This window comes from Butyrivibrio sp. TB, assembly GCF_900110805.1.
In the GTDB taxonomy this organism is placed as follows: domain Bacteria; phylum Bacillota; class Clostridia; order Lachnospirales; family Lachnospiraceae; genus Butyrivibrio; species Butyrivibrio fibrisolvens_C.
This window is the reverse complement of record NZ_FOER01000025.1, coordinates 58,027-69,032: the sequence shown is the minus strand read 5'-3', so window position 1 is coordinate 69,032 and position 11,006 is coordinate 58,027. Positions and strand designations below refer to the sequence as shown.

Here is an 11,006-nt window from a genome sequence, read left to right as displayed (position 1 = left end):
CTGGTGTATCTGCTGCGAAGGCAATCGCATAAGGCAGGGTAGCCAAGTCTGGCAGGGATAAACGCTGAAGGCATCTAAGCGTGAAGCCCCCCTCAAGATGAGATATCCCCACGCAAGTGGTAAGACCCCTTGGAGAGTACGAGGTTGATAGGCACAAGGTGTAAGAGTGGTAACATTCTCAGCTGATGTGTACTAATAGGTCGAGGACTTAACCAAAGAAGTTAAGATAAGTTTGGAGATTCAGTGTTCGGTTTTGAAGGAATGATCAAGGCTCTGTGCATAGCACGGAGCTTTTTTTGTGTCTGTTACTATTCTTTGTTTTTTGCTCAAATGCGCATAAATATAGGCAAAAACCTTTTTACACACTACCTAAACTATGGTATACTTATTAAACGTATGAGATTATCTCATTTTATTTTATCGGGAGGAAATACCATGAAGCACGTTAAGACACTTGCTACAAGAAATCTTAAAGAGTCTATGAAGAAGGGCGGATGCGGCGAATGCCAGACATCTTGTCAGTCTGCTTGTAAGACATCTTGCACAGTTGGTAATCAGAGCTGTGAGCAGCTTGCTAAGAACTAACCTTTTTTCTATTCAATTGGTTCAGATTCTGATGTTTCCCTTTTGGGGATGATCGGACCCCAGTAATCCGTCAATTATCTCAAGGGATTATGTAAGCATGTATAGCGATATTCCTAGTAATTTATTACAGGCATATTGCTATACTTGTTTTCTGTGTTTTTTAAATTTTAATATTATTTACTGGTAGATAGAGAGTTATAGATTTAATGGTACATTTATTTAAAAATAATGGTTATAACATCGTTCTTGATGTGAACAGCGGCAGTGTTCATGTAGTTGATGAGATCGTATATGATCTTATTCCTTCAGTAGAAGAGATTCTCAAAGGAATGTTTGGTACAGCTCAGATTCCTGATGAAGAAGAGAATGGTGAAGTTAGTAAAGAGCTCCTTGAAGAAGTATCCAAGAGTATTATTATAAAGGGTACAGCATATCCTGAGAGCGAAGTGGCAGAGGCTGTAGAAGAGATCCTTTCATTAAGACAGGCTGGACAGCTTTATACAGATGATATATACGAGAATTATGTAGAAGAGTTTAAGACTCGCGATACAGTAATTAAAGCTTTATGCCTTAATATAGCGCATGATTGCAATCTTCGTTGCAAATATTGTTTTGCAGATGAGGGAGAATATCATGGTCGTAAGGCTATGATGACATTTGAAGTCGGTAAGGCTGCACTTGATTTCCTTGTTAAGAATTCAGGTAATCGTCATAATCTTGAGGTTGATTTTTTTGGCGGTGAGCCTCTTATGAACTGGGAAGTTGTAAAACAGATCGTAGAGTATGGCCGTAGCATTGAAAAAGAAGCTGGTAAGAATTTCAGATTCACAATTACGACTAATGGTACTCTTCTTACTCAGGAGATACTTGATTATTGCAACAAAGAGATGGGTAATATAGTTCTCTCGATTGATGGACGTAAGGAAGTCAATGACAAGATGAGACCTAATGCTGCCGGTCATGGAATGTATGATGTGATCGTTCCTAAATATCTAAAAGTTGCAGAATCAAGACATCAGCTTAGATATTTCGTTAGAGGTACATTTACTCATAACAACCTTGATTTCTCTGAAGATGTTAAGCATCTTGCAGATCTTGGCTTTAAGCAGATTTCAATGGAGCCTGTAGTTGCAAAACCGGAAGATTGGTATGCTATTAAAGAAGAAGATCTTCCAAAGCTTAAGGAAGAGTATGATAAGCTTGCAAAGATTTACCTTCAGTATCGCAAAGAAGGTAAAGGATTCAATTTCTTCCACTTCAATATTGATCTTTCTGGTGGACCTTGCGTAGCTAAGCGCCTTTCAGGATGTGGAAGTGGTTGCGAATATGTAGGCGTTACACCTTGGGGTGACATCTATCCTTGCCATCAGTTCGTAGGTAACGAAGACTTTATTATGGGTAATGTCTTTGAAGGAATCAAACGTACCGACATTCAGCAGCAGTTTAAAGAGAGTAACGTATATTCAAGACCTGAGTGTCAGAAGTGTTTTGCAAGATATTATTGCAGTGGCGGATGTAGTGCTAACGCCTATAATTTCAATGGAGAAATCAACACAGTATATAAAGAAGGTTGTGAACTTCAACGTAAGCGCATAGAATGTGCGATTATGATAAAAGCGGCACTTGCTGAAGAAGCAGATGCCAAAAACGTGGGTTAACGGAGGTTATTAAAATGAAAAAGTTAAAGCAAGTACTGCCATTAGTTGTTGTACTGGCTGTACTGGTCGGATTGTTCTACGTTGCCTGGCATGGAGTTGGGGAAACTCGTGATGGCTCTATGCACGACATCAATTTCGGTCTCGATCTAGCTGGTGGTGTCAGCATTACTTACCAGGTAGCTGGTGAAAATGGTGGAACACCTACAACTCAGGAGATGGATGATACTGTATCAAAGCTTTCAAAGCGTGTAGCTTCTGAACTTAATACTACAGAAGCTTCTGTTTACAAAGAAGGTTCTGATCGTATCACAGTAGAGATTCCAGGTGCTACAGATGAGATTTTCGAAACACTTTCAACACCAGGTAATCTGTATTTCATTCGTGAGTACAATGATCAGGGAGCTCCTAACTATTATGATCCCTATGGTATGGGATACTCAGCATTCTATATGCTTTCTGATGGTGTAACAATTGAGTCTCTTCAAGCCAGTGGAGATATAGTTCTTTCAGGAGAAGATATTGCTGATGCACAGGCTGGTGTTGACAATTCTGGAACAGGTTCTGAGTATATCGTAGAGCTTACACTTACATCTGAAGGTGCTAAGAAGTTCGCTACAGCTACAGAAGCAGCTTATGCTAACGGATGGACTATTGGTATCTACTATGATGGCGCATTTATTAGTGTTCCAAGAGTGCAGGCTGTTATATCAGATGGTAAGGCTTCAATCACAGGTATGAGTTCATATGAAGCTGCAGAAAACCTCGCATCTACAATTCGTATTGGTGGACTTGATGTATCTCTTACAGAACTTCGTGCTAATGTCGTAGGAGCTCAGCTTGGTGCTAGTGCTATTCATACAAGTAAGATTGCAGCTATCATTGGTCTTGCTCTCATCGTTCTGTTTATGATCATCATTTTCAGGATCCTTGGCGTAGCAGCATCAATGGCTCTTGGTTTTTACTGCTGCTTCATGGTAATACTTCTTTCAGCATTTGATATAACACTTACTCTTCCTGGTATTGCAGGTATCATTCTTTCAATCGGTATGGCGGTTGATGCTAACGTTCTTGTATTTGCTCGTATTAGAGAAGAAATTGCTAACGGCAGCGCTGTAGATAAGGCAATGAAAGCCGGATATTCCAAGGCTCTTTCTGCTATCCTTGATGGAAATATTACAACACTTATTGCTGCCGGAGTTCTTGGACTTCGTGGAACAGGTACAGTAAGAGGTTTCGCTATAACTCTTGCACTTGGTATAGTTATTTCCATGTTCACAGCACTTTTTGTAACAAGAGGAATTTCTGCAATCCTTTATAACCTTGGATTTAAGACTGAGTCTTTCTATGGTAAGGCTAAGGCTCCTAAGAAGATTGATTTTGTATCAAAGAGATATATCTTATATGCGATTTCAGTACTTATAATCGTATGCGGAATTGGTACCTGTGTATATAATCATGCAGCAGGTAATCATGCATTCAATTATTCAATTGACTTTGTAGGTGGTACGGCTACAACAGTTACTTTTGAAGATGGCAAGACTCCTTCAGTAGAAGATCTTGAAAATTCAATTGAGCCGGCTATTATATCAGCTGCATCTGCTGCAGATGAAAACCTTAAGAACCTTTCAATATCTCATCAGATCGTTAATGATCAGGATCAGGTAGTATTTAAGACACAGTCTCTTTCAACAGATGCTTCACAGGCTGTTGATGAACTTCTTACAACAACCTATGGTGCAACAGATGTTACATACGAGACAATCAGTGCTACAATAAGCAATGAGATGACAAGTGATGCAAGTTGGGCAACAGTTATTTCTCTTATCCTTATGCTTATCTATATCTATTTCAGATTTAGAGATATTCGCTTTGGCGCTAGTGCTATCATCGCTCTTGCTCACGATGCTATCATGGTTATCATGTGCTATGCATTCACAAGACTTGAAGTTGGAAGCACATTTATTGCTGTAGTTCTTACTATTATCGGTTACTCTATCAACGATACAATCGTTACATTTGACCGTATCCGTGAGAACCAGCATGGCCTTCGTAATCAGGATCAACTTAAAGAGCTGGTCAATGAATCTATTAACCAGACTCTTACAAGATCACTGTTTACATCTATCACAACATTCATCATGGTACTTTGCCTGTATGTAGTAGGTGTTCAGGATATTAAGACCTTCGCACTTCCTCTTATGGTTGGTGTAGTAAGTGGTACATATTCTTCTATCTGCATTGCATCACAGCTTTGGTTCTCTATGAAGAAGAAAAGTGTAGAAAAGGCTTAATCTTTTTAGAAAACTATCCAGACTGCAGGAAGTTAGAGCTTTCTGCAGTCTATTTTATTGCTTAGCATGAAGTTTGGATCATATATCTATACTATTGCTTAGCATGAAGTTTGGATCATATATCTATACTATTGTTTAGCATGAGGTGTGAATCATATATCTATTTTTAAGAATATTAAAAAGGGTGCTTTATAAATGTCAAAATGGATGATTGCAGCTAAGAAGGCTGATTTTAATAAAATAGCAAAAGACTTTAATATAAGTCCTATTACAGCCAGACTGTTAAGGAATCGAGGGTTGGTTGATCTGGAAGATATCAGAAGATATCTTTTTGGAGGGCGTGAAGACTTAAGGGATGCCCATGATCTTACTGATATAGAAAAGGCTGCATGTATTATGAAGGACAGGATTGATGCCGGATGTAAGATCAGAATTATCGGTGACTATGATGTGGATGGAATATGTTCTTCCTATATTCTATGGGCTGGTCTTAACTTTGCTGCAAAGGGTTCTAAAGCTTCCAGTGCAACTGAAACGATTATAGACTATAGGCTTCCGGATAGGATCAAAGACGGATATGGTCTTAACGAAAGGCTTGTTAGAGAAGCTGTAGATGACAATATCGATACTATAATTACTTGCGATAATGGTATAGCTGCATATAATGAGGTAGCTTTAGCCAAAGAGCTGGGTCTTACAATAGTTGTGACTGATCATCATGAAGTTCCGATATCTAAAGAAGGTGATGAAGAAGTACAGATCCTTCCTCCGGCTGATGCAGTCGTAGATCCCAAGAGACATGACTGCAATGTAATATTTAAGGAGATATGTGGAGGAGTCGTAGCTTATAAATTCATTCAGATTCTTTTTGAACAATATGAAAAGTCAGGATGGAATCATGCACCTTTAATGGTAGAAGATTTCTATAATGAGATGCTTGAATTTGCTGCTCTTTCAACAGTATGCGATGTCATGCCTATAGAAGATGAGAACAGAGTATTTGTCAAAGAAGGTCTTAGACAGATGGAGAATTCTCACAATCTGGGACTTAGAAGTCTTATTAATGTCAATGGCCTTCTTGGAAGCAAGATGACAGGTTATCATCTTGGCTTTGTAATAGGTCCTTGCCTTAATGCAACAGGAAGACTTGACAGCGCTATGAGAGGACTTGATCTTCTGACAGCATCAAATGAGATGACAGCAGTTAATATTGCAGGAGATCTTAAAGCGCTTAATGATAGCAGGAAGACCATGACTCAAAAAGGTGTAGATCTTGCTACGCAGGAGATGGATAAGTATGGCAAAGATATACCTAAAGTCATAGTTTTGTATCAGCCGGATCTCCATGAGTCTATAGCCGGAATAGTTGCTGGAAGAGTTAGAGAGAAGTATTCAAGGCCTACTATTGTACTTACCAATGCCAAAGAAGGCGCAAAGGGAAGCGGAAGATCTACAGAGAATTATGATATGTTCAGAGAATTATCTGAATGTAAAGACCTATTTACTAAATTCGGTGGACACAAGATGGCTGCCGGGTTATCTCTTGCAATTGATAACATAGAAGAACTCAGACAAAGACTCAATGCTAACTGTACACTTTCAGAAGAAGATTTCGTAGAAGTAAAGCATCTGGATATGATACTTCCTCTTCAGTATTTAAGCATTCCGCTTATCAAAGAGTTCGATCTCCTCGAGCCTTTTGGTAATGGTAATGATAAGCCTTCCTTTGCCGCGCGTGATATAAGGATAAGATCAGGCCGCATTATGGGCAAGAATAAAAACTGCGGCAAATACAAGATTTTAGATGCTGATGGCAGAGAATACGAAATGGTATATTTTGGCAATATGGAAAAATGGCACGATTTCCTAACAGAGCGATATGGAAATGCAATAATAGATGCGTTATATAATAATAGTGTAAATACGGACATCGTCCTGAATATAGCATATTATCCTGATATCAACACATGGCAGGGTAGAGAGAGCTTGCAGATTGTTATGACAGACTTCTGCTGATCAATACAAAATGGCTGCAAGATAACAATAACAAAAATAGGAGATACACTTATGAAGCTTGAGAGTTTGCTTTCTAAATTAGAATATAAAGCATATGAAGGTAATACCGGAAGGGAAGCTGATATCTCTGATATAGAGATAAAGTCAGTTGTCAATAATTCTAAAAAAATTGAAGAAGGTTGCTTCTTTATGTGCATAAAGGGAGCAAACTTTGACGGTCATAGTGTTTCAAAAGAGGCTGCTGATAAAAAAGCTGCAGCGATCCTTGTACAGGATGATGTGGAACTTCCGGATGGTTGCACAATGCCTGTGATCAAAGTTAAGGACACTAGATATGCAATGGCATTTATTTCAGCAGCATGGTTTGGAAATCCTGCACAGAGCCTTAAAACAATAGGTATAACAGGTACTAAAGGTAAGACTACTACAACATATCTTATAAAGAGTATGCTTGAAAATGCAGGTCATAAAGTAGGTCTTATCGGAACTATTGAAGTTATAATAGGAGATAAACATATTCCTGCCAAGAATACAACTCCGGAATCATATGATCTTCAGGAGTATATGAGACAGATGGTAGATGAAGGATGTGATAGCCTTGTTATGGAAGTATCATCTCAGGCGCTTATGCAGTACAGAAGTCAGGGATTTGTATATGACCTTGGACTTTTCACTAACATAGAACCTGATCATATCGGCCCTAATGAACATAAGGATTTTGAAGACTATATGCACTGCAAGGGCCTTTTGTTCAAGCAATGTAAAGTTGGTATTGCTAATGCAGATGATGAGCACATGGAGAAGGTTGTTGAAGGTCATACCTGCAAGCTTGAAACCTTTGGATTCTCTGAAAAAGCTGACCTTAGAGCTATCAACCTTGCATATATCAGAAAACCGGGACAGCTTGGAGTATTCTTTGATACAGAGGGACTTATAGAACTTCATGCAGAAGTTCGTACACCTGGTAAATTCTCAGTTTATAATGCGCTATGCGCAATAGCAGTTGCCAGACATTTTGGCTGCACTGAAGAAGAGATAACAAGTGCTCTTAAGAATGCAAAAGTCAAAGGTCGTATCGAGATGGTCAAGGTATCAGATGATTTTACTCTCATGATCGACTATGCTCACAACGCAATGGCACTTAAGAGTCTTCTGTCAACACTTAAGGATTATCGCCCTAATAGGCTTGTATGTCTATTTGGATGTGGCGGCAACAGATCCAAGCTTCGTCGCTATGAGATGGGTGAAGTCAGTGGCAGATTAGCTGATCTTACTATCATTACTTCTGATAATCCACGGTATGAAGAGCCTCTTGATATCATTCATGATATTGAGACAGGTATGAAGAAGACTGATGGTAAGTATGTTGAGATCCCTGATAGAAAAGAAGCTATCGCTTATGCAATAGATAATGCTCAGAAGGGTGATATCATCATTCTGGCAGGTAAAGGTCATGAAGATTATCAGGAGATCAAGGGAGTCAAGTATCCCATGGACGAGAGAGATCTTATAGCTGATATAATGAAAGAGCGCAGCTTATAAGTGTATTACAACCAACTACTTATGAAAATGTCACTTGCCATTTATCCAATACCCTATGAAAGTATTAAATAACTGACACAAGGCATTGGGGGTAGTCTTTAAAAAGAGCTTTATACAATTCTTATAAATGGAGAGCAGGAAAAAAGATCCTGTTTCTCCATTTTTTAACCTTATGTCGCGAGCAAAGCGAGTGACTAATGGTTCAAATTGGTGGAGCTAAAGGCACCAATTTGGGTTTGAAAGTGGAACACTTTCAAACTTATAATTCCAGAAGATTTATTTAGTGCGATGTTTTTTCGTATTTGATTAAAAATGAATGAGTCAGTACACTGCTCTATATTCTACAATAGATTCTTTATGTGAAATTATGTAAGTAAGATGTCCCAGTGTCTGTTATAATAAATTCGGCTTTTATATGAGTCATGTAATGAATTTGACTAAAAAGATTAATTTGAATACATGAGGTTATAATGGATATTCCAACAGAATCTAATCTGATATTTGCTAAAATAATAATAGATATATCTCATGAACAGGTTGACAGAACCTTCTGTTATAAGATTCCCGATCATCTTCGCGGAAGTATAGATATAGGAACCTGCGTACTTGTACCTTTTGGAAGAGGTAATAATGTACGTACAGGTTATGTTATGGAGCTAACGGACACAGCAGATTTTGATCCTGATAAGATCAAGGAGATAAAAGGTATTGCTACTGAGAATTTGCCGGCAGAGGATGTGTTTATAAAACTTGCTGTATGGATGAAACAAACGTATGGCTCTACCATGTATGCAGCTCTTAAGACAGTACTTCCTGCACATAAGAAGCAGGCCGCTCTAAAGCATAAATATATATCGCTAAAAATGGCTGAGCGTGAGGCTAGAGAGTATTTCTATGAATGCAAGTCCAAAAACAGGAAAGCGCAGGAAAGGCTCCTTTCTGAGCTTTTGTCGGAACCTGGTGAGAGGATACCTTATGAGCTTGTAACAGGTAAACTCAACATTTCTGCTGCTACGATCAGAAGCCTTAAGGATAAAGGCATTATAAGCGTAACAGAAGAAGAATATTACAGGAATCCTGTAAACATAAGTGAAGTAACAGCAAAGAAGCTGAATCTTTCGGATGAGCAACAATACGTAGTTGATAAGGTCATGAATGATTATGATGACAATATCAGGAAGACCTATCTGATTCATGGGATCACAGGAAGCGGTAAAACTGAAGTCTATATTCGTATGATTGAAAAGATTATAGAGCGTGGCAAGCAGGCGATAGTTCTGATTCCTGAAATCTCACTGACCTATCAGACCCTGATGAGATTTTATCGTCACTTTGGAGACAGAGTATCAGTTATGAATTCGACTCTTTCACCGGGTGAAAAATTTGATCAGTTTGAAAGGGCAAGAAACGGACAGCTTGATATTATAATAGGTCCTCGTTCAGCTCTTTTTACTCCATTTAGTAATCTTGGACTTATAATAATAGATGAGGAACATGAGCCGGCATATAAATCGGAGCAGATGCCAAAGTATCATGCAAGAGAAGCTGCTATAGAGCTGTCAAGGCTTGTCAAAGGAGGCGCAAGCGTAGTACTTGGAAGTGCGACGCCTTCTCTTGAAGCTTATTACAAAGCTATTACAGGTGAATTCGAACTATTTGAACTCACCAAAAGACTTACCGGCGGAACACTTCCGGAAGTAGAATGCGTTGATCTAAGAGATGAGCTTAGAAGCGGTAACAGGTCTATTTTTTCAAGAAGTCTTAGAGAGGGAATAGAGGATAGGCTCCAAAGACATGAACAGCTTATGCTCTTCATAAACAGAAGGGGACTTGCCGGATTTGTATCCTGCAGAAGCTGCGGACATGTGTTTAAATGCCCGCACTGCGATGTATCTTTGTCAGAGCATAAAGGGGGACGTCTGGTATGCCACTACTGCGGATATTCGGAACCTGTAACAAGAATCTGTCCTGAATGCGGATCTAAGTATGTATCAGCCTTTAGAGCTGGTACCCAGCAGATAGAAAAGGAAGTGTTAAAATATTGGCCGCAGGCCAGAGTCCTAAGAATGGATGCGGATACGACCAGAACAAAAGACTCCTATCAGAAGATACTGACAGCATTTTCTAATGAAGAAGCCGATATTCTTATAGGAACGCAGATGATAGTTAAGGGACATGACTTTCCTAAGGTTACACTTGTAGGCGTTCTGGCTGCTGATATGTCTCTATATGCCAATGACTACAGGGCAGCAGAGAGAACTTTCCAGTTACTGACTCAGGCAGCAGGAAGGGCAGGAAGGGGCAAACTTCCCGGCAAAGTAATCGTGCAGAGTTATCAGCCTGATCACTATGCCATACAGACAGCTGCAAGGCAGGATTATAAAGCGTTTTATGATGAAGAGATTGCATATAGAAGACTTCTTGCATATCCTCCTGTAGCGCATATGATGGCAGTACAGATAACTTCAAGATATGAAGACAGCGGTATTAGCTTTGCCAACAGACTTAGGACTATTCTGGAACAACCTGTTGTTGCAGGAATTGACACTGAAGATGCTATGTTTAATGCTTTTTATAACCACAGACTTAATTTGGATACAGGTAATGATACAATGTCTGCTTACGTTAATGGAAGCCTTATGGAAAGCGCAAAACCGGTGATCATAGGACCTGCTGCAGCTAATATATCAAAAATTAATGATGTTTTCAGATTTGTTATATATGTTAAGTCGGCGGATTATGCTATATTAACTAGGATGAAGGACAAAATCGAACGATATACCGCTAGACTTATAGAAGCTGGACAATACCGCGGATATTCGGTACAATTTGATTTTGACCCTATAAACGGGTTCTAATGATATTTTTATTAACAACTAATGTTTTAGTATGTGCAAAAGTGCTGCACAGATTA

General features: G+C 39.0%; 6 protein-coding genes and 1 rRNA gene. All 7 read left to right on the top strand.

From position 1 onward, the window contains the following. Nucleotides 1-216, top strand: a 23S ribosomal RNA gene (locus tag BMX21_RS15470); the annotation flags it as partial. A 219-nt stretch (nt 217-435) separates the two neighbouring features. After that, nucleotides 436-585, top strand: coding sequence for a six-cysteine ranthipeptide SCIFF (gene scfA / locus BMX21_RS15465; protein WP_022755440.1), 150 nt, complete (start codon nt 436-438; stop codon nt 583-585). A 206-nt stretch (nt 586-791) separates the two neighbouring features. Next, the gene (gene scfB / locus BMX21_RS15460) at nt 792-2,243 is read left to right on the top strand and encodes a thioether cross-link-forming SCIFF peptide maturase (RefSeq protein WP_092045722.1); all 1,452 of its coding nucleotides are present in this window, start codon (nt 792-794) and stop codon (nt 2,241-2,243) included. A 14-nt stretch (nt 2,244-2,257) separates the two neighbouring features. Further along, entirely contained in the window at nt 2,258-4,534 is a 2,277-nt protein-coding gene (gene secD / locus BMX21_RS15455; protein WP_092045720.1) for a protein translocase subunit SecD, read from the top strand. 195 nt (nt 4,535-4,729) lie between these two features. Further along, nucleotides 4,730-6,550 (top strand): single-stranded-DNA-specific exonuclease RecJ, encoded by a 1,821-nt coding sequence (gene recJ, locus BMX21_RS15450; protein WP_092045718.1) that lies wholly within the window; start codon nt 4,730-4,732, stop codon nt 6,548-6,550. A 51-nt stretch (nt 6,551-6,601) separates the two neighbouring features. Beyond that, entirely contained in the window at nt 6,602-8,092 is a 1,491-nt protein-coding gene (locus BMX21_RS15445) for a UDP-N-acetylmuramoyl-L-alanyl-D-glutamate--2,6-diaminopimelate ligase (RefSeq protein ID WP_092045716.1), read from the top strand. A gap of 470 nt (nt 8,093-8,562) precedes the next feature. Beyond that, nucleotides 8,563-10,950 (top strand): replication restart helicase PriA, encoded by a 2,388-nt coding sequence (priA, locus tag BMX21_RS15440; protein WP_177174066.1) that lies wholly within the window; start codon nt 8,563-8,565, stop codon nt 10,948-10,950. Nucleotides 10,951-11,006: the final 56 nt, after the last annotated feature.

Bases quoted from the DNA above. Each gene is read 5' to 3' on its own strand.
- scfA (WP_022755440.1), top strand. From the start codon at position 436: ATGAAGCACGTTAAGACACTTGCTACAAGAAATCTTAAAGAGTCTATG.
- scfB (WP_092045722.1), top strand. From the start codon at position 792: ATGGTACATTTATTTAAAAATAATGGTTATAACATCGTTCTTGATGTG.
- secD (WP_092045720.1), top strand. From the start codon at position 2,258: ATGAAAAAGTTAAAGCAAGTACTGCCATTAGTTGTTGTACTGGCTGTA.
- recJ (WP_092045718.1), top strand. From the start codon at position 4,730: ATGTCAAAATGGATGATTGCAGCTAAGAAGGCTGATTTTAATAAAATA.
- BMX21_RS15445 (WP_092045716.1), top strand. From the start codon at position 6,602: ATGAAGCTTGAGAGTTTGCTTTCTAAATTAGAATATAAAGCATATGAA.
- priA (WP_177174066.1), top strand. From the start codon at position 8,563: ATGGATATTCCAACAGAATCTAATCTGATATTTGCTAAAATAATAATA.